Consider the following 17,655-nt stretch of genomic DNA (forward strand, 5'->3'; position numbering starts at 1 on the left):
GCGGGCGCGCGATCGCGCGCCAGCGCGCTCCTACATTTCTCATGTGCGCTGGCTGTCCTGAACCTGTGGCGTGTGTGGTAAATCCCCACCGGACAACGCATTGCGGCCCATCGTCTTGGCGCGTCGTCCACCTCGCGCCTACATTCACCGGTCAAGCAGCAGCGCAGGGTCGGCAGGCGAATGAAGCAGTGGTGGTGGCGGTCGTGCATGGGCATGGCCGGGAGTTCGATGGCGGGGATGTCGGCATTTGCCGCCGAAGTGCCCCAGGAAAGCGCGCCGTATATCGAGACGCGTTATCGCTACAGTAACCTGCATGCCGACGGGAAACCGAAGCGCGGCCACGCCAACACGGCGCGCCTTCAGCTCGGCTACCAGTGGGCCATCGGGCATGGCTGGAGCGCGTACGCGGAGGGCATTCGCACCTGGTCGCTCTTCGGCAAGCAGTACGACGACGGCTCGGCGCGGATCACGCCGTATCCCACCGAGGCGGATCCCGCGTCCACCGGTATCACCAATGCCTGGGTCGGCTACACGCAGGGCGATATCGCGCTGCGCGCTGGCCGCCAGTACGTGAGCATCGATAACGGCCGCTTCTTCAGCAATAACCCCTGGCGGCAGAACCTGCAGTCATTTGATGGGGCGCATGTCACATGGGAGGCCGGGCAGGGCACCGAACTCAGTTACTACTGGCTGGGCCGGGTCAACCGCACCCTGGGAGCGGATTTCCATGACCGTGACCAGCGCCGCTGGAAGCTCAACGCCCACCTCCTGCATGCCGACCAGGCGTTGCCGGTGGGTAAGCTCACGGTTTATGGCTATTTCGTCCGCAACGATACGGCAGCGGTGAACTCCGTGAAGACCGTGGGCTTGCGCTACACCGGCACCGAAAGATTCGGACAGGGCGGCCCCACGCTGACCTGGGCCACCGAGGTGGCGCGGCAGTACGACTACGCCAATAACCCAGCCGACTTCAGCCTTGGCTACCACCTGCTCGACGCGACGTTCGGCTACAAGTCGCTCTCGGCGCGCGTGGGTGAAGAGAAGCTCGATGGCAACGGCCGCAACGCGGTGAATGTGGCCTATGGCGCGGCGCGCGCCTTCAATGGCTGGGTGGTGGCGTTCCGCATCCCGAACACTGGCCTGCGCGAGCGTTACGTAGGCCTGCTGGGCAGTGTGGACGTGGGGCGCCCCGCGAACTGGCAGGTGACCTATCGGCATTTCCGGCCCGTGCAGGGGCGCGCCATGCTGGGGGACGAAGTCGATGTACGGCTGCTGGTCGACCTTGGACGGGGCTTCTCGGTGGATCTCCAATACGGTGACTACCGTGCCCGCCGCCATGGCGTCGACGAGCGAAAGTTCTGGCTCATCGGTGAATATCGCTACGGCAAACCGGTGAAATAAGGCAGGTTTTGGGTTTCCCACAAGTTATCCACAGACTTATCCTCTCAACGCGTGCGACCCCTGCGCGTATCATGCTTACACGGCGACCCGGGCCCGGGTCAGCGCCGCCTGCATGACGAGGTAATCCATGTCCTTCAATCCCGAGCGCGGCAACCGCGGCGAGCGCCGCCGCCGCGAGCCCACCGGCATCGATGCCCTGCGCGTACCGCCGAGCTCCATCGAAGCCGAGCAGGCGGTACTGGGCGGCCTGATGCTCTCGCCGGATTCGCTGGACAAGGTGGCCGACAAGCTCAACGACGAAGATTTCTACCGCAAGGATCACCGGATGATCTGGCGGGCCATCAACGAGCTGGCCGGCAAGGGTATGCCTTGCGATGCCATCACGCTGGGTGAGTGGTTCCAGTCCAACGGCATGGACGAGATGATGGGCGGCCCGGCGTATCTGCTGGAGCTGGCGAACTCCACGCCCAGCGCTGCGAATATCGCCGCCTACGGCGATATCGTTCGCGAGAAATCCGTACTGCGCAAGCTGATCGATGCCGGCACCGAGATCACCGAGGACGGCTTCCGCCCCGAGGGCAAGAGTGTCCAGGAAGTGATGGAGCTGGCCGAGCAGCGCGTGTTCCGTATTGCAGAGTCGGGCGCGCGTGGCAAGAAAGATATCGTCTCCATGCGCGAGGCGGTCAGCGATGCCTTCCGCCAGCTCACCGAGCGCTACGAAAACCGCGGCCAGCTTACCGGCCTGTCCACGGGCTTCACGGATCTCGATGAGCTGACCGCCGGCTTGCAGCCGTCCGATCTCATCATCATTGCTGCGCGTCCCTCGATGGGTAAGACCGCGTTTGCGCTGAATCTGGCCGAAGCGGCCGCCATGCGCTCTAAGAAAGCGGTCGCTGTGTTCTCGATGGAAATGTCGGCCTCGCAGCTGGCCTTCCGTCTTATCTCGTCGCTGGGCCGCATCCACGCGCAGCATCTGCGTAACGGCGACCTGGCCGAGGAAGATTGGCCGCGCGTCACGTCGGCTATCACCATGCTCTCCGACGCCAAGATCTTCATCGACGACACCCCCGCGATGTCACCGGTCGAAATGCGCTCGCGTTCGCGCCGCCTGCAGCGTGAACATGGCCTGGGCCTGATCGTCATCGACTACCTGCAGCTCATGCAGATTCCTGGCAATAACGAAAACCGCGCGACGGAGATCTCGGAAATTTCCCGTGGCCTGAAGGCCCTGGCGAAAGAACTGAACGTGCCTGTCGTCGCCCTCTCGCAGCTCAACCGCTCGCTCGAGCAGCGCGCCGACAAGCGCCCGATGATGTCCGATCTGCGCGAGTCCGGCGCTATCGAGCAGGACGCGGACGTCATCATGTTTATCTACCGCGATGACTACTACAACAAGGAATCGCCCGATAAAGGCCTGGCCGAGATCATCATCGGCAAGCAGCGTAACGGCCCCACCGATACGGTGAAGCTGGCCTTCCTCGGCCACTACACCAAGTTCGAGAACTGGGCCCCGGATTCTTACGTAGGCACCTTCGACTGATCGGCGTACCCTCGTCGTATCGACGGGGGTGCGCATGCGTGGCGACCACTACGATGTCCTGATCATCGGTGCCGGCCTGTCCGGCATCGGCATGGCGTGCCGGCTGGCGATGGCCTGCCCAGGTAAGCGCGTGGGCATTCTCGAGCGGCGCCGGAGTATGGGCGGGACCTGGGACCTGTTCCGCTACCCAGGGGTCCGTTCCGATTCCGATATGTTCACCTTCGGCTTTGGGTTCCGGCCGTGGAACGAACTGAAGGTGCTGGCCGATGGGCCGGCCATTCTCAAGTACATCCACGACACCGCACGCGAGTATTCGATTGAGCGGCTGGTGCGCTTCGGCATGCGCACCACGCATGCGTCGTGGTCGTCGGAATCGTCGCAGTGGATGGTGACGGCGCGCGACGAGGACGATGAAGAACACCACTTCACCGCTGGCTTCCTTGTAGGTTGCACCGGCTACTACGCGTACGAACAAGGCTACGTGCCCGATTATCCCGGGAGGGAAAGTTTCAAGGGGCAGTTCATTCACCCCCAGCACTGGCCGGCGGATCTGTCGTGGGAGGGCAAGCGCGTGGTCGTGATCGGCAGTGGTGCTACTGCGATCACGTTGGTGCCGGCGCTTGCACGCGAGGCGGCGCACGTGACGATGCTCCAGCGCTCCCCCGGCTACGTGCTTTCGGTGCCCTCGCGTGACGCGATTTCCGCTTTGCTTCTGCACGTGCTGCCGGAGCGCACGGTGTACCGCTGGGCGCGCAGTCGCAACATCACCTTGCAGCGGCTCCTGTATCGGGCGGCGATGCGCTGGCCAAGGCGCATGCGCTCCCTGTTGCTGGCCGGTGTGCGCCATCGCCTGGACGGGGCCGCCTCGCTGGCCGACTTCTCACCGACATACGATCCATGGACGCAGCGACTTTGCGTGGTCCCTGATAACGACCTGTTCGACGCGTTGCGCGCGGGCAGGGTGTCGGTGTGGACTGACACGGTGACCTCGTTCACGCCCACGGGCCTCCAGCTCACATCGGGCGCGACGCTTGATGCCGATATCGTCATCAGTGCCACGGGCTTCCAGTTGCAGGTCCTCGGCGGCATGGCCCTCGATGTCGATGGTGAGCCGCGGGATCCCGGCAAGCTGATGACCTACAAGGGCGTGCTGCTCGATGGTATCCCCAATGCCGCGGTGTTGTTCGGCTACATCAACGCGTCGTGGACGCTGAAGGTTGATCTTGCGGCTCAGTATGTCTGCCGCCTGCTGGCGTGGATGGAGACGCGCGGTGTCCGCGCCGTCGCACCGAGGTCACCGGCGGGCGAGGCCACCGAGGCCTGCATCATGGACGCCCTCCGCGCCGGCTATGTCATGCGCGGCGAGTCGCAGCTGCCCAGGCAGGGCAAGAATCGTCCCTGGCAGGTCACGCATCGCTACGAGATCGACCGCCAGGTCCTCCTCGACGAACCGATCGACGACCCGGCACTCGAAGTCCGCTAACGCATCCGCGAGCCCCCTGTAGGAGCGCGCTTGCGCGCGATCGTCCACGCGAACGGCTAGCTGCCCCGACGCAGATGCGGCCCCACCCGTCGCTCCAACAGCGTCACCAACTCGGGCTGCATATAGTCAAAGTCATCCGGAATGTCGACGCAGACCAGTCGCGCCTTCCCGAGTCCCTGGCGGAACCCATTCCGCAACTTCGCCAGATGCGCCTTTTCCATGACGACGGTCAGCTCCGCCCACTGCACCTGCTCCATGGCCAGGAGACAATCCGCATCATGATTGACGCCCGCGGAGTCGGTCTCCACGCCAGGCCATGATGCGAAAACCTGCTCAGCCGTGGGGCTGCGCAGGCGGTTCTTGCCACAGAGAAACAGGACGCGGGTCATGGACCTATCCTAGCTGGTCTGTGACCCACTCCCGTTGCACTGGCCCACCGATTCACCGACTATCGATAGCCTCCGCTACAGCCTGCAGTCGGTTATCGGTTGGGTGGGCGTCGGGCTTGCCATCGTGGTCGCCTTCGCGCTACTTCGCGCCAGGCGTCGCTAACGCACCTTATCAAGGGATTCAGCATGCGCCGTACTGTGCTCTTCGCATTTCTCACAAGCCTCTCTCTTGCCGCTGCCGCGACCAACACCGCGCGCCAGGTGCTCCCTGAGCACCCAACGGCCGATCAGAAAGGCGATATCGAGTGGCGGCTGAATGACTGGCCCCAGCTGACTCGCTACGCGAAAGACAATGCCGCGTTGCCTCCCGCGAAGGCCGGTGAAAAACGTGTCGTCTTCATGGGCGATTCGATCACCGATAACTGGGGTCGCTCCGTCGGCGAATTTTTCCCGGGAAAGGGTTACATCAATCGTGGCATCAGTGGGCAGACCACCCCGCAGATGTTGGTGCGTTTCCGCGCGGATGTCATCGCGCTCAAGCCCGCGGTGGTCGTGATTCTCGCGGGAACCAACGATATCGCGGGTAATACGGGGCCGTCGTCGTTGCAGATGATCGAAGACAACCTGACGTCGATGGCCGAACTGGCACGTGCGAACGGCATTCGGGTTGTCATGACGGACCTGTTGCCCATCAGCAATTACAACGACAAGACCTCCAGCCAGCGGCGGCCGCCCGCTGACATCATCGCGCTCAACGCGTGGATTCGCACCTACGCGGCCCGCGAGCATCTCGGCTTCGTCGACTACTTCACCGCCGCGGTCGACAAAAGCGGGCAGCTACGCGCTGAGCTCAGTGACGACGGACTGCACCCCAATGCAGCCGGTTACGCAGTGATGGCACCCTTGGTGCAAAAGGCCATCGACAACGCCCTGGCCGGCTCCATGTAGGAGCGCGCTTGCGCGCGATGGGGTTACTGCGAGCACCCGTCGCGCGCAAGCGCGCTCCTACATGGTATGCGCCGACGTCGTGCCCGTATTTGTAGGCATGAACTGACAACACACGGTGGACAAGTCGCACGTACTTTTAGGAGTTCTCCTAATCCAGTCCTTGCTCGCTGACCGATAGCATTCCTCGGTCTCGCGACAGCCTGTCCGTTCACGCGCCCGAAGCCCGGGCAGGTCTTTTCTTCCGGGCGCGCAAGGACAGGGACCATTGATGGAACGTTTCAACAAGCAGGCCGCCATTTTCGTGCTGGCCGTGGGCAGTACGTTCGCGCTTTCCGCGTGTAATGCGGCGAATCCGCTGGTGACCAGGTCGCAGCGGGAACACGAGGCCAAGGTGCAGGCCATTCCGAAGTGCAGCAAGAAGCTCGGCAGCATCTCGGTCATCGAGCCGGAAGGCGACGTGCATTGGTGGACGCAGCAGCAGTTGCCTTCGCCAACCAGGCTCATCAAGGTATTCGTGCAGAAGTCGGGCTGCTTCACCCTTGTCGATCGCGGCAAGGGCATGGGCGCGGCCATGCGCGAACGGGAACTCTCGGCAGGTGGCGACCTGCGCGGCGGTTCCAACCTCGGCAAGGGCCAGATCAAGGCGGCGGACTACGTGATGGTGCCTGACCTGGTGGCGAGCAATCGTGACGCAGGTGGCGCGGGTATCGGTGCACTGGTCGGTGGCCTTATCGGTGGGACGACCGGCCGTCTCGCGAGCAATGTCACGTTGAGCTCAAAGACGGCAGACGTCGTGCTCACGGTCACCGATGTGCGTTCGTCGGAACAGGTGGCCATGGTCGAAGGCCATGGCGAGAAGAACGATCTCGGTTTCGGTGCAGCAGGTGGCCTGTGGGGCTCGGAGATGAGCGGCAAGGCGTCCGTGGGCGCCTACGCAAGCACGACGCAAGGCCAGGTCATCACTGCCGCCTACCTCGATGCCTATACGAAACTCGTGGATGAGCTCGGTGGCCTGCCATCGAACGCATCCGCAGCCAACACCCGCCAGTCGGGCACGATCAGCAAGCCGACAGCCATGCGCGCCTCAGCCCAGGCCAAGTCGAAGATCGTTCGTTCGCTGGAGCCGGGCATGTTGGTGTACCCCACGGGCGACAAGCTGGGCCTCGCGTGGGAGGTGGAAGACGAGCACGGCAACCGTGGCTGGGTATCGTCGGAGCACTTCGACCTGGCGAAATGATGCGTGGTGGCGGGAGGCTGGCCGCCTCTCGCCATAACCGTGCCATGCGGGTGCCCCGGGGTGCCGGGTACACTTGGGCGCTTGTCCCAACTGGGGATCGCGCGCGAGCGCGCTCCTAGAGAGAAGATCTGCCGCATGAGCCGCACCACCGTCGCCACCATTCACCTCGGGGCCTTGCGCCACAACCTGGCGCGGGTGCGCTCGCTTGCGAGCGGTGCGCGCGTCATGGCGGTGGTCAAGGCCGACGCGTACGGCCATGGCCTGGAACGTGTCGCCCGTGCGCTGGACACCGAGGCCGAAGCCTTCGCCGTGGCTGCGATCGCCGATGGCCTGCGCCTGCGCGCTGCCGGGCACAAGCAGCGCATCGTGGTGTTGTCTGGCCCCGATACCCTCGCGGATATCGCGGAAATGCAGCGCCTGAAGCTGGAAGCGCTGATCCACCACGACGCCCAGCTGCCTTGGCTGGCCAAGGCCGATCCGGCACGCGGCGCGCTAACCGTGTGGATCAAGGTTGATACTGGCATGCATCGGCTTGGCTTCGCCCCGGCTCGGGCTCGCGAGGTGCATGCGCTGCTCAAGGCCATGCCCGTCATCGCACCCGAGCTGGGTTTGATGACGCACTTTGCGTCATCGGAGGAATTCGAAGGGCACGATACGGCGGCACAGATTCAGCGTTTTCGCGAAGCTACCGAGGGGCTGGAGGGCCCGCGTGCCCTTTCAAACTCGGCCGCGGTGCTCGGCTGGCCCGACGCGCGCGGCGATTGGGTGCGTGCGGGCGGCTTGCTGTACGGCCTTTCCGTTGTCGAAGGCCGCAGCGGTGCCGATTTCGGCTTCCGCCCGGCCATGACACTGTCCACCCGCCTGGTCGCGATCAACCACCTCGCGAAGGGTGAACGCGTGGGCTATAACGGCACGTATACCTGCCCTGAAGACATGGCGGTGGGTGTCGCGGCGATCGGCTACGGCGATGGCTACCCACGTAGCGCCGCGCAAGGCACGCCCGTGCTGGTCAACGGCAAGCTCGCCCCGCTGGTCGGCCGGGTCTCCATGGACCTGATCACGCTGGATCTGCGCGACGTCCCGGATGCGCGCGTCGGCGATCGCGTCACCCTCTGGGGTGCTGGCCTACCCGTGGAGACGGTGGCCGCCGCCGCAGGAACGATCTCGTACGACCTCACCTGCGGCATGACCCGTCGCGTACTCTTCGTGGAAGACGAGGGCTGACGCGCCGGTATCGCCCCGTGCGACTCGGATGCGCTATATAGCCCGCCTGCTTTGAGGAATACCGATCACCATGGCCAAGGCCAAGACCGCGTACGTCTGCACCCAGTGCGGCGCCGAACACAGCAAGTGGCAGGGCCAGTGCGCCGAATGCGGCGAATGGAACGTGCTCTCCGAATTCGTGGTGCAGCCGGCGAAGCCGAATGCCGTGGCGACCACGGGTGCGCGCCGTGGCGGTTACGCAGGCGCAGCCGCCGGTGCGCCGCAGATCACGCCACTGACCGAAGTGCTGCTCACCGCCGAGGCGCGCACGAACACCGGCATCGGCGAGCTGGATCGCGTGCTGGGCGGTGGCCTGGTCGATGGCTCGGTGGTGCTGATTGGCGGTGATCCCGGCATCGGCAAATCAACGCTGTTGCTGCAGATGCTTGGCACGCTGGGGGTCACGCTACCCAGCCTCTACGTCACCGGCGAAGAATCCCTGGGCCAGGTCGCCGGTCGCGCGCAGCGCCTCGACCTGCCACTCGCACCGCTGCATGCGCTGGCGGAAACCTGCATCGAACGCATCCTCGAGCAGGTCGCGGCCGCGCGCCCGCGGGTGCTCGTCATCGATTCCATCCAGACGATCTGGACGGAGATGCTCACCGCGGCACCGGGTTCTGTCAGCCAGGTTCGCGAATCGGCCGCCAAGCTCACGCGCTTTGCCAAGGAAACGGGCACTTCCGTGTTCCTTGTCGGCCACGTGACGAAGGAGGGTGGCATCGCCGGCCCGCGCGTGCTCGAACACATGGTCGATGCCGTGCTCTATTTCGAGGGCGAGTCCGGCAGCCGTTTCCGTGTGCTACGTGCGTTCAAGAACCGCTTTGGCGCGGTGAATGAGCTGGGTGTCTTCGCCATGTCCGAAAAAGGCCTGCGCGAGGTGCCGAATCCCTCCGCCATCTTCCTCTCGGCGCATGCCGGCCCGACGCCGGGCAGTGCGGTCATGGTCACGCGCGAAGGTACGCGTCCGCTGCTGGTGGAAGTGCAGGCGCTGGTCGATCAGTCGTCGCTGGGCAATCCGCGCCGCGTGGTGCTCGGGCTCGAACAGAATCGCCTCGCCATGCTGTTGGCCGTGCTCCACCGCCACGGCGGTGTCGCGGCGTACGACCAGGACGTGTTCGTCAACGTGGTCGGCGGCATCCGTGTCCAGGAAACCGCATCGGATGTGCCGGTACTGATGGCCGTTCTCTCCAGCCTGCGCGATCGTCCGCTGCCGGAAAAAACCATCGCCTTCGGCGAAGTCGGCCTGTCCGGCGAGATTCGCCCGGTACCCAACGGCGAAGAGCGTCTGAAAGAAGCCGCCACCCATGGCTTCCGCCGCGCCGTCGTCCCCGCCGCCAACGCACCCAAGCGCGGCCGCGTCGGCGATATGGAAGTCATCCCCGTAGAACGCCTGTCGCAAGCCATCGACGCCTCGCGGGAGTGAATCGCGCGCAAGCGCGTTTGGAGGTTGCGGCTGCGCCGCCGCGTCTTCGATTCGCGCGCAAGCGCGCTCCTACAAGAGCCTGCGCAGGTTTGTTGTAGGAGCGCGCTTGCGCGCGATCAGCCGACGAAGCGATGAAGCCGCAGCCTCAGGCGGTGCGATGCAGGATCAACTCCAGCACCATCTTCGTGCCGAAGAACGCCAGCAGCAGGATCGCCATGCCGGTCAGCGTCAGGTTCACCGCGCGGATGCCGCGCCAGCCGTACCGCCAGCGGCCCCATAGCAGCACCCCGAACACGACCCACGCGACAATCGACAGCACCGTCTTGTGCACGAGGTGCTGGCTGAACAGGTCACCCACGAACAGGGCACCGGTGATCAGGGTGAGCGTGAGCAGGATGAAGCCGACCGCGATCAGGCGGAACAGCAGCACTTCCGTCAGGGTGAGCGGGGGCAGGGCGCGTACCCAGTGACCGAAACGGCTACGCCGAAGCGCCCGTTCCTGGATAGCGAGAAGAATGGCCAGGGCTGCGGCGAGCGAAAGGAAGCCAAACGCGAACACCGCGATCGTCACGTGCATCTCGATCTGCCAGGTCATCGCCATGGGTGCGGTGCGCGGGGCGAGGAAGGCATCGATGGCGAGGAACGCGGCCGAAAGCGGGAAGATCAGGATGCCCAGGCCGGCGACGGGCCGGGAAACGTTCACCACCAGGGTGAGCGCTGAGGCGATCCAGGCCACCAGTGACAAGGCGGCGAAGAAATGCAGGTCCAGTGTGCCGCGGTGTGCGCCGAGGAGCGCCGCGGCGTGGGCGATAGCGGCGACCAGCGCGAGCGCCATGCCCCATCGGGCCAACGGTTGGCCGCCCGTCACCAGCGGCCGGGCGAGAACGCCGGCGGCGGACAGGTAGAAAAGGATGGCGGCCAGCGAAAGGGTGACGATCATGGAGGCGCAGTGTGGCATAGGGGGCCGGGCAGCGGAATGCGACACAGTGGCATTTGCCACCCTCCCTGCTGAGATCTCGCTATAATCCGTCGTTTACGAATACCCCGACGGCTCCCGCCATGTTTGAATCGCTCAGCCAACGCCTCTCCGACACCGTCAACCGCCTGCGGGGCCGCGGCCGGCTGACCGAGGAAAACATCCGCGAAACCCTGCGCGAGGTACGCATCGCCCTGCTCGAGGCCGATGTGGCCCTGCCGGTGGTAAAGGCACTGGTCGAGCGCGTGAAGGTGCGCGCCGTTGGCCAGGATGTGCTGAAGAGCCTGTCGCCGGGTCAGGCGCTGGTGAAGGTCGTCAGCGACGAGCTCACCGCGGTGATGGGCGTCGCCAACAGCGAGTTGAACCTCGCTGCCCAGCCGCCTGCCGTGGTCCTCATGGCAGGCCTGCAGGGCGCCGGCAAAACCACCACCGTCGGCAAGCTCGCCCGTTTCCTCAAGGAGCGGAAGAAGAAACGCGTCATGGTGGTCAGTTGTGACGTGTACCGTCCGGCCGCCATTGAGCAGCTGCGCACCCTGGCGTCGCAGGTCGAGGTGTCCTTCTTCCCCTCGGAGCCCGGCCAGAACCCGGTCGATATCGCGAAGGCCGCCGTGGCCGCCGCGCGCCGCGAGGTGATCGACGTGCTGCTGGTCGATACCGCTGGCCGCCTGCATATCGACGAAGCCATGATGGATGAGATCAAGGCGCTGCACGGCGCGCTTGATCCTATCGAAACCCTGTTCGTCGTCGACTCGATGACCGGCCAGGATGCAGCCAACGTCGCGAAGGCATTCTCGGACGCCCTGCCACTCACCGGCGTGATCCTCACCAAGACCGATGGCGACGCCCGTGGCGGCGCCGCGCTGTCGGTTCGCTACATTACCGGTCGCCCGATCAAGTTCCTCGGCGCTGGCGAAAAGACCGACGCCCTCGAACCGTTCCACCCCGATCGCGTGGCCCAGCGCATCCTCGGCATGGGCGACGTGCTGTCGCTGGTCGAAGAAGTAGAGCGCAAGGTCGACCACGAGAAGGCGCAGAAGCTGGCCGAAAAGGTCATGAAGGGTAAGCGCTTCGATCTCAACGATATGCGCGACCAGCTTCAGCAGATGAGCAACATGGGCGGCCTGGCCGGTCTTATGGACAAGCTGCCTGGCGTCTCCGGCCTGCCGGATAACGTGAAATCGAAGGTCAACGACGGTGAGCTCAACAAGATGGTTGCGATCATCGGCTCGATGACCAAGAAGGAGCGCCGTCATCCGGATCTCCTGAATGGCTCGCGCAAAGCCCGTGTGGCGCGCGGCTCGGGCACCCAGCCGGCGGATGTGAACCGCCTGCTGAAGCAGTTCATGCAGATGGAAAAGATGATGTCCAAGCTGTCCAAGGGCGGCAGCAAGGGCCTTATGCGCCAGATGCGCGGCGCCATGAAGGGCATGGGCGGCATGGGCGGGATGATGCCGCCCCGTTAAACCGGCCTCCGGGCCACGGAAGTGCCCGCAGGTACTTCCATTTCTGAAAACTTTAGCTAAAATGTCCGGCTTTACCGCGCCCGCTTCTCGCGCGCGCCTTGCCGGCATTCGGCACTCTGGAGCACGTAACTTATGGTTAAGATTCGTCTTTCGCGCGGTGGCGCCAAGGGCCGTCCATTTTATCACATCGTTGTGACCGACCAGCGCAGCCCGCGCGACGGCCGTAACATCGAGCGTGTTGGCTACTACAACCCGGTTGCTTCGGGTGCGGACAAGCGTCTCGAGCTCGACGTCGCCAAGGTCGACGCCTGGGTGGCGAAGGGTGCCCAGCTGACCGATAAGGTCCGCGCGCTCGTCAAGGAAGCCGGCAAGCTGGCTGCCTGATGTCGACGGAGCCTGGCAGGCGCGTCCGCGTAGGGCGCATCGTTGGGCTCCATGGTGTGCAGGGCCAGGTCAAGCTCGAAAGCTGGACCGAGCCCCGCCTCCAGCTCTTCCGGTACCAGCCCTGGCTGCTGACCGCGCCGGGCGTGGAACGGGAGATGAGCGGGATCCGCGGTAACGCGCAGGGCAAGGGCGTCGTAGCCTCCCTGCCAGGTATCGAGGATCGTGACCAGGCGGCTACGCTGATCGGCTGCGAGATTACGGTCTCGCGTGATCTGCTGCCGCCGCCCGCACCGGGCGAGTTCTACTGGTTCGACCTCGAAACCCTCGAGGTCGTCACCACGGAAAACGTCTCGCTTGGCCGGGTCAGCCACCTTTTCTCCACCGGCGCCAACGACGTCATGGTGGTGAAGGATGGCGAGAAGGAGCGTCTGGTCCCGTTCGTCCAGGGCCCCTACGTGCAGTCCGTCGATCTCGACGCTGGCCGCATCGTGGTGGACTGGGACCCTGAGTTCTAAGCAGCGGTACCTGAAGTCATGCGCATCGACGTGGTAACGCTGTTTCCCGATTTCGTCCGCCAGTCGGCCGGCATCGGGGTGGTGGGAAGGGCGCAGCAGCGCGAGCTGCTCCAGGTGGAAACCTGGAATCCGCGCGACTTCGCCACCGATAATTATCGCACTGTGGATGGCCGCCCCTTTGGCGGTGGGCCAGGCATGGTGATGTTGATCGAACCCTTGCGGGCGGCCCTGGTGGCCATTCGCGAGGCCGCACCGGAACCGGTGCATGTGATCTACCTCAGCCCGCAAGGCGCGCGGCTGACGCAGAAACGGGTGGAGGCGCTGGCGAACATGCCGCGAATTGCCCTGATCTGCGGACGTTATGAAGGTGTGGACGAACGCCTGGTCCAGCACGAGGTCGACGAAGAGCTCTCAATCGGCGATTATGTGCTGTCTGGCGGTGAGCTTGGCGCAGCGGTGGTTATCGATGCGGTAGGTCGTCTGCAGGAAGGCGCATTAAACGATGCGCAGTCCCACCAGCAGGATTCGTTCTCGGACGGTTTGCTGGATTGCCCGCACTACACCCGTCCCGTGCAGCACGACGCATGGGGTGGCGTGCCGGAGGTGCTGCTCTCAGGCGATCACGCGGCTATTCGCCGCTGGCGCAGGAAGCAGTCGCTAGGTCGAACCTGGCTGCGCCGGCCGGATTTACTAACGCAGCTGGTCCTGGATGACGAATCCCGGGCTTTGCTGGATGAATTCCGCCGTGAATATTCGCGGCCAAACGGTGCGGCCGGCGACGACCGCCGTAACAAAAATTGACAGGTGTGCCATGAACAAACTTCTCCAACAGTTCGAAGCCGAGCAGATCACCCGCCAGCTGCCGGATTTCGGCCCTGGCGACACCGTGGTCGTGAACGTCAAGGTTAAGGAAGGCAACCGCGAGCGCGTCCAGGCGTTCGAGGGTGTCGTCATTGCCAAGCGTAGCCGTGGTCTGCACTCCGCCTTTACCGTCCGCAAGATCTCGCACGGCACCGGCGTTGAGCGCGTGTTCCAGTCGCACAGCCAGTCCATCGACTCGGTCGAAGTGAAGCGCAAGGGCAAGGTCCGTGGCGCCAAGCTGTACTTCCTGCGTGGTCTGGAAGGCAAGGCTGCCCGCATCAAGGAAGACGTGGCCGCCGCCGCTGCTGCCAAGGCCGCGAAGAAGGCTGCTGCTTCCGCCGCCGCCGAGTAATCGGCTGCCGCAAGGCACACAAAAAAGCCCGCGAGCGATCGTGGGCTTTTTTGTGCCTGTCTGTGGGAGGCGGGGCGGCTTTGTCGCGCATCGCGCGCAAGCGCGCTCCTACAAGAGCTTGCGCGGGTCTTGTGTAGGAGCGCGCTTGCGCGCGATCCCCTCAGACTGGCAAATACTCTTCCGCCAATACCTTAGCCGGCTCCTGCAGGAAGTTACCCTGCACAAAGTCGACCCCGCAGGCAAACAGCAGCGAGGTGCTCACCGCATCCTCGACCCACTCGGCGACCGTTTGTTTGCCAGTGGCATGGCCTTCCTTGCAGATGTCGGAAATACGCTTCTGGTTTTCCGGGTGTTGCGGCAGGTCGGTCATGTAGCTGCGGTCGATCTTCAGGAAATCGGCCTCGACGTGGTTCAGCATCTGGAACGAGTTCAGGCCCGAGCCGAACTGTTCAATCGCGAACTTGCCGCCTGATTGACGCCAGCCGGCCGAGAACTCCTGCGCCTTGCGCAGCATGGTCAGTACCTTCGATTCCGGCATGGCGATCACCAGCTGGCTGCGGCGCAGCTTGGCCGTTTCCAGGCGACGCTTCAGCCACGGCAGCAGGTCCGGGTCTTCCAGCGACTGGGCGGTGATCTTCACAAAGTATGTGGTCGTCAGGCCGTCGTTCTCGCGGTGGGCGAGGGCGTCGATAGCGTGGCCGAGCACCCAGCGGTCGATCGCTGGTAGCAGGCCGTTACGCTCGGCGACCGGGAAGAAGTACGAGGGCAGCACATCGCCCTTGGGTCCGCGCATGCGGACCAGGATGTCGTAGTGCTCGCCTGCGGCGTCCTGCAGGCTGATGATCTGCTGGTGGTACAGGCGCAGACCATCCTGGGCGAGTGCCTCACGGACCAGGTCAAGCCAGTACTGCTCACGCTCGGCGTCGGCCTTCTCGCGCGCCGCCGGGTCGTGCAGCTCCACGCGATTGCCGCCCTGGTTCTGGGCATTGCGCAGCGCGGCGCTAGCCTGGTCGAGGACGGTCTCGGCGTTAGCGTTCTTTTCGGCAAGCAGCGTGCCGCCGACGGTGATGGTCACGGTGAGCGAGCGCGTGCCGGCATCCACGATCGCGTCGGCGATCGACGCGCGCAGGCGCTCGGTCAGTGCGGCGTGCTCCAGGTCGCCGCGTGGGGCGAGCACGATGCCGAAGGTGTGGTCGCCGAGTACGCCCGGCACGTCCTCCTCATCGAGGGCATCCTTGATCCGCGTGGCAAGGCTGGCCAGAACCTGGTCGGCATTCGCGATACCGGCGCTGGCGACCAGCTCCTTCCAGTTATCCGGCTCGATCAGGAGCACCGCCTGGCCAGCCCGACCGGCGGCCGCCGAGGCCACCGCCTCGTCGATATGCTCCAGCGTACGCGCGCGATTGAACAGGCCGGTGACCGGATCCTGGTAAAGCTGGGCGACCAGCGCCGGGTCTACGGTCTGCTGGCGGAACACGATCTGCAGGCAGGCCTCGCCTTCGAAGGTGGCCTGGGCGAACTCGACCACGGCCTTGAAGGTGCTGCTGTCGTCGCGACGGGCGAGGAGCTCCATGGGGGGCGGGGTTTTCTCGCCCTTTGAAACGCCGCGCAGGGCGTTTTTGAAATCATCGGAGTGCGTCCCGGAGATCAGATCCAGGATCGGCAGGCCGATGATGTCGTCGTATTCGTTGAAGCCAAAGGCCTCGAGGTAGGCCTGGTTCACGCGGACGTGCATGCCTTCGTGCACGTAGGCGATGGCATCCCGTGACGAATCCAGCAGCGAATCGCAGCGGCGCTCGGTTTCGCGCAGGGCCGTTTCCAGGCGGCGCACCTGGCGGCGCATCGACAGCGACTGGAACTCACGGTGAACCGTGGCAAGGATCTGGTCGTGGCGTTTGCGCAAGGCTACGCCGCGGACGCCACCGGCGAGGAGGTCGGAGACCTCGTCATCGTCGAGGTGCTCCAGCACGGCGATGGCGGCCAGGTCACGCCCACTCGCGTCGAGTTGGCGCAGCACCAGCGCGGGTTCGATGCTGGGAACCCGCGGGTTCAGCAGCACGAGGTCGGGCACCTGTTCATCCAGGCAGGCCCGGATCTCATCGGCGTTGGTGGCACGGGACGCGCGCACGGCGATGCCGCCGTTGCGCAGGACATTGATCAGCAGTTCCGCCTCTTCCACCGACGATTCGATAAAGAGGACGCGAATGACGTTGTCGTGTTTCATGTTTCTTCTTGGCTACCGCAGTTCCACCCCGGCACACCGGATAGCCAGTGTGCACCCCCTGTCGCGCGGTCCTGCCAGGCTGGCCGGCAGGATGGGTCCCATACTAGCGCGCGAAATCGGCAATAGGACGCTTTGAGGGGTCACCAGGCAGTTCACGCACGAGTTTTGGGACAAGGTACCCAGGTAGCCGGGCGCGCAGCGCCTCCACCAGGGCAAGGGCCGCTTCATCGGCCACCTCGAAGTGCGCTGCCCCGGTGACCTTGTCGAGCTGGTGCAGGTAATAGGGAAGCACCCCGGCGGCGAAGGCCCGCTCGCACAGCTCGGCGAGGGCCGCGGCATCGTTGTTCACGCCGCGCAGGAGCACCGACTGATTGAGCAGGGTCGCCCCGGCCTCGCGTAGACGGGCGCACGCCGTATCCACCGCGGCATCGAACTCGTTGGCGTGATTCGCGTGTAGCACCACGACTTTTTGCAGGGGCAGGGAGGCTAGCCAGGCGACAAAGGCATCATCCACCCGCTCGGGCAGCACCACCGGCAAGCGGGTGTGGATGCGCAGGCGGATCACGTGGGGCATCTCGGCCAAGCCGCGGGTCAGCTCTTCGAGCTTGTGCGTGGCCAGCGAGAGCGGGTCGCCGCCGGAGAGGATGAGCTCGCGGATCGAGGTGTCGGCGGCGACGTGGGCCAGCGCCTCACGCCACTGCGCCGCCGCGGCGATTTCCTCGCCGTAGGGGAAATGTCGGCGGAAGCAATACCGGCAGTTGATCGCGCACGACCCGCTGGCGATCAGCAGTGCCCGCCCGTCGTACTTGTGTAGCAGGCCGTGGCCGGCCTTCGCGGCCATGTCGCCCACCGCATCCACGCTATAGCCCGGCGCAGCCACGTGCTCGGCGGCGCGGGGCAGCACCTGCTGGAGCAAAGGGTCGTCAGGGTCGCCCTGGCGCATGCGTGCCACGAAGCCCCGGGGGACCCTCAGGGGGAACCCGGCGTCATCGGCCGGGAGCAGGTCGGCGCGGTGGCCGAGGCCGACCGCCTGCAGGAGTTCGCCGGCGTTGGTAATGGCCTCCCGCCAGGCCTCGCGCCAGCCTTGGGCGGGCGTCGGTAGGCGGGAAGTGGGGCTTGCGGTTATCATGGTGGGCCTTGGGGCGGGCTATACGGCCCGTAACAGACCCCTATTTTAGCCGCCCTGCGGGCGGATT

The 17,655-nt window shown here is 64.9% G+C and carries 16 protein-coding genes; 12 read left to right on the forward strand and 4 right to left on the reverse strand.

From position 1 onward, the window contains the following. Nucleotides 1-180: 180 nt before the first annotated feature. The 3 genes from VGN46_RS10495 (at nt 181) to VGN46_RS10505 (ending at nt 4,424) form a co-directional block, all read left to right on the forward strand. Nucleotides 181-1,401, forward strand: coding sequence for an alginate export family protein (locus tag VGN46_RS10495; protein ID WP_331643469.1), 1,221 nt, complete (start codon nt 181-183; stop codon nt 1,399-1,401). Between the two features lie 127 nt (nt 1,402-1,528). Further along, nucleotides 1,529-2,941, forward strand: a complete 1,413-nt coding sequence (locus VGN46_RS10500) for a replicative DNA helicase (RefSeq protein ID WP_331643471.1) — start codon at nt 1,529-1,531, stop codon at nt 2,939-2,941. Between the two features lie 34 nt (nt 2,942-2,975). Further along, nucleotides 2,976-4,424, forward strand: a complete 1,449-nt coding sequence (locus VGN46_RS10505) for an NAD(P)/FAD-dependent oxidoreductase (protein WP_331643473.1) — start codon at nt 2,976-2,978, stop codon at nt 4,422-4,424. Nucleotides 4,425-4,480: 56 nt separating this feature from the next. Here VGN46_RS10505 and VGN46_RS10510 read toward each other — a convergent pair whose 3' ends face one another. Next, a complete protein-coding gene (locus tag VGN46_RS10510) occupies nt 4,481-4,813 on the reverse strand; it encodes a low molecular weight protein tyrosine phosphatase family protein (protein WP_331643475.1) in 333 nt (110 codons plus the stop codon). Nucleotides 4,814-4,999: 186 nt separating this feature from the next. Here VGN46_RS10510 and VGN46_RS10515 point away from each other — a divergent pair, with 186 nt between their 5' ends. The 4 genes from VGN46_RS10515 to radA all read left to right on the forward strand — a co-directional run bounded on the left by VGN46_RS10515 (nt 5,000) and on the right by radA (nt 9,684). Then, complete coding sequence (locus VGN46_RS10515) at nt 5,000-5,761, forward strand: SGNH/GDSL hydrolase family protein (RefSeq protein ID WP_331643477.1); 762 nt, start codon at nt 5,000-5,002, stop codon at nt 5,759-5,761. A 268-nt stretch (nt 5,762-6,029) separates the two neighbouring features. Continuing rightward, on the forward strand, nt 6,030-6,998 hold the full coding sequence (locus VGN46_RS10520) for a CsgG/HfaB family protein (RefSeq protein WP_331643479.1): 969 nt from the start codon (nt 6,030-6,032) through the stop codon (nt 6,996-6,998). 135 nt (nt 6,999-7,133) lie between these two features. After that, entirely contained in the window at nt 7,134-8,222 is a 1,089-nt protein-coding gene (alr, locus tag VGN46_RS10525) for an alanine racemase (protein ID WP_331643481.1), read from the forward strand. 70 nt (nt 8,223-8,292) lie between these two features. Further along, on the forward strand, nt 8,293-9,684 hold the full coding sequence (gene radA, locus VGN46_RS10530; protein ID WP_331643483.1) for a DNA repair protein RadA: 1,392 nt from the start codon (nt 8,293-8,295) through the stop codon (nt 9,682-9,684). Between the two features lie 145 nt (nt 9,685-9,829). Here the strand turns inward: radA and VGN46_RS10535 are convergent, their stop codons facing one another. Further along, the gene (locus tag VGN46_RS10535) at nt 9,830-10,624 is read right to left on the reverse strand and encodes a cytochrome C assembly family protein (protein ID WP_331643486.1); all 795 of its coding nucleotides are present in this window, start codon (nt 10,622-10,624) and stop codon (nt 9,830-9,832) included. 119 nt (nt 10,625-10,743) lie between these two features. Here VGN46_RS10535 and ffh point away from each other — a divergent pair, with 119 nt between their 5' ends. From ffh to rplS, 5 genes are all read left to right on the forward strand, one after another. Then, the gene (ffh, locus tag VGN46_RS10540) at nt 10,744-12,123 is read left to right on the forward strand and encodes a signal recognition particle protein (protein WP_331643488.1); all 1,380 of its coding nucleotides are present in this window, start codon (nt 10,744-10,746) and stop codon (nt 12,121-12,123) included. Between the two features lie 132 nt (nt 12,124-12,255). Beyond that, a complete protein-coding gene (gene rpsP / locus VGN46_RS10545) occupies nt 12,256-12,507 on the forward strand; it encodes a 30S ribosomal protein S16 (protein WP_045831310.1) in 252 nt (83 codons plus the stop codon). Next, nucleotides 12,507-13,022 (forward strand): ribosome maturation factor RimM, encoded by a 516-nt coding sequence (gene rimM / locus VGN46_RS10550; RefSeq protein ID WP_331643492.1) that lies wholly within the window; start codon nt 12,507-12,509, stop codon nt 13,020-13,022. The genes rpsP and rimM overlap by 1 nt, the downstream gene beginning before the upstream one ends. An 18-nt stretch (nt 13,023-13,040) precedes the next feature. Continuing rightward, entirely contained in the window at nt 13,041-13,823 is a 783-nt protein-coding gene (gene trmD, locus VGN46_RS10555; RefSeq protein ID WP_331643494.1) for a tRNA (guanosine(37)-N1)-methyltransferase TrmD, read from the forward strand. Nucleotides 13,824-13,833: 10 nt separating this feature from the next. Then, nucleotides 13,834-14,235 (forward strand): 50S ribosomal protein L19, encoded by a 402-nt coding sequence (gene rplS, locus VGN46_RS10560; protein WP_331643496.1) that lies wholly within the window; start codon nt 13,834-13,836, stop codon nt 14,233-14,235. Nucleotides 14,236-14,395: 160 nt separating this feature from the next. On the opposite strand, the gene VGN46_RS10565 is transcribed toward rplS, so the two are convergent. Further along, nucleotides 14,396-16,459, reverse strand: a complete 2,064-nt coding sequence (locus VGN46_RS10565) for an EAL domain-containing response regulator (protein WP_331643498.1) — start codon at nt 16,457-16,459, stop codon at nt 14,396-14,398. Between the two features lie 103 nt (nt 16,460-16,562). Continuing rightward, nucleotides 16,563-17,588: an EF-P beta-lysylation protein EpmB gene (gene epmB / locus VGN46_RS10570; protein ID WP_331643500.1), complete on the reverse strand. Its 1,026-nt coding sequence runs from the start codon at nt 17,586-17,588 to the stop codon at nt 16,563-16,565. Between the last annotated feature and the right edge of the window lie 67 nt (nt 17,589-17,655).

It is taken from the genome of Luteibacter sp. (assembly GCF_036500425.1).
In the GTDB taxonomy this organism is placed as follows: domain Bacteria; phylum Pseudomonadota; class Gammaproteobacteria; order Xanthomonadales; family Rhodanobacteraceae; genus Luteibacter.

Excerpts from the sequence above, each read along its gene's own strand:
- alr (WP_331643481.1), top strand. The coding sequence starts at position 7,134 with ATGAGCCGCACCACCGTCGCCACCATTCACCTCGGGGCCTTGCGCCAC.
- trmD (WP_331643494.1), top strand. The coding sequence starts at position 13,041 with ATGCGCATCGACGTGGTAACGCTGTTTCCCGATTTCGTCCGCCAGTCG.
- VGN46_RS10500 (WP_331643471.1), top strand. The coding sequence starts at position 1,529 with ATGTCCTTCAATCCCGAGCGCGGCAACCGCGGCGAGCGCCGCCGCCGC.
- rplS (WP_331643496.1), top strand. The coding sequence starts at position 13,834 with ATGAACAAACTTCTCCAACAGTTCGAAGCCGAGCAGATCACCCGCCAG.
- VGN46_RS10565 (WP_331643498.1), bottom strand. The coding sequence starts at position 16,459 with ATGAAACACGACAACGTCATTCGCGTCCTCTTTATCGAATCGTCGGTG.
- VGN46_RS10515 (WP_331643477.1), top strand. The coding sequence starts at position 5,000 with ATGCGCCGTACTGTGCTCTTCGCATTTCTCACAAGCCTCTCTCTTGCC.
- VGN46_RS10510 (WP_331643475.1), bottom strand. The coding sequence starts at position 4,813 with ATGACCCGCGTCCTGTTTCTCTGTGGCAAGAACCGCCTGCGCAGCCCC.
- epmB (WP_331643500.1), bottom strand. The coding sequence starts at position 17,588 with ATGATAACCGCAAGCCCCACTTCCCGCCTACCGACGCCCGCCCAAGGC.
- VGN46_RS10495 (WP_331643469.1), top strand. The coding sequence starts at position 181 with ATGAAGCAGTGGTGGTGGCGGTCGTGCATGGGCATGGCCGGGAGTTCG.
- rpsP (WP_045831310.1), top strand. The coding sequence starts at position 12,256 with ATGGTTAAGATTCGTCTTTCGCGCGGTGGCGCCAAGGGCCGTCCATTT.
- ffh (WP_331643488.1), top strand. The coding sequence starts at position 10,744 with ATGTTTGAATCGCTCAGCCAACGCCTCTCCGACACCGTCAACCGCCTG.
- radA (WP_331643483.1), top strand. The coding sequence starts at position 8,293 with ATGGCCAAGGCCAAGACCGCGTACGTCTGCACCCAGTGCGGCGCCGAA.
- VGN46_RS10505 (WP_331643473.1), top strand. The coding sequence starts at position 2,976 with ATGCGTGGCGACCACTACGATGTCCTGATCATCGGTGCCGGCCTGTCC.
- VGN46_RS10520 (WP_331643479.1), top strand. The coding sequence starts at position 6,030 with ATGGAACGTTTCAACAAGCAGGCCGCCATTTTCGTGCTGGCCGTGGGC.
- VGN46_RS10535 (WP_331643486.1), bottom strand. The coding sequence starts at position 10,624 with ATGATCGTCACCCTTTCGCTGGCCGCCATCCTTTTCTACCTGTCCGCC.
- rimM (WP_331643492.1), top strand. The coding sequence starts at position 12,507 with ATGTCGACGGAGCCTGGCAGGCGCGTCCGCGTAGGGCGCATCGTTGGG.